The organism is Mesorhizobium sp. M4B.F.Ca.ET.089.01.1.1 (assembly GCF_004022605.1).
Taxonomy (GTDB): domain Bacteria; phylum Pseudomonadota; class Alphaproteobacteria; order Rhizobiales; family Rhizobiaceae; genus Mesorhizobium; species Mesorhizobium abyssinicae.
Genome location: NZ_RZOS01001393.1, coordinates 1 through 461 on the forward strand (window position 1 = coordinate 1; position 461 = coordinate 461).

Annotated in this window: 1 pseudogene; it reads right to left on the minus strand. The window is 57.5% G+C overall.

Annotated features, from left to right (window positions below):
- Nucleotides 1-427, minus strand: a pseudogene (locus EN780_RS37645) (aspartate kinase); the annotation flags it as partial.
- Nucleotides 428-461 lie beyond the last annotated feature (34 nt).

Consider the following 461-nt stretch of genomic DNA (forward strand, 5'->3'; position numbering starts at 1 on the left):
CTCTAACGCGTCTCCCTTCCAGCCAATCGGCGAGACGAGCGGGATGACGGGCATTAATCACAACGCCGGGAAGGCTTTTCTTCGCCATGAATTCGACCGCGCAGGCGTCAATCGAGGTGTGGCCGAGAAGGACAAGATCTTGAGCAGCGATCTGCTCTATAAGTGCAGCGGGATCGTCGGTTGCTCCACCGCGATACACGCCATCGACATCTGTCAAAATCACCAGCTGTGGTGCCCCAGTTAACCAAGCGATCCACGCGGCAACGGCGTCGGATGTGACGTCCCAACTCCATTCCACTGGGTCAGCCGCAAACAGCAAACGGGAAGGCAGCAGCACTGGAATCTTCCCAAGTCTCGCGAGAGTTCGGCATTCGCCTAGGCTGGCCGATGGAACTAGTTTGGAAGAGAAGGCGGCATCCGCAAGCAAATACCCCGTTTGGTCCTGTGCTAGAGCACACGCA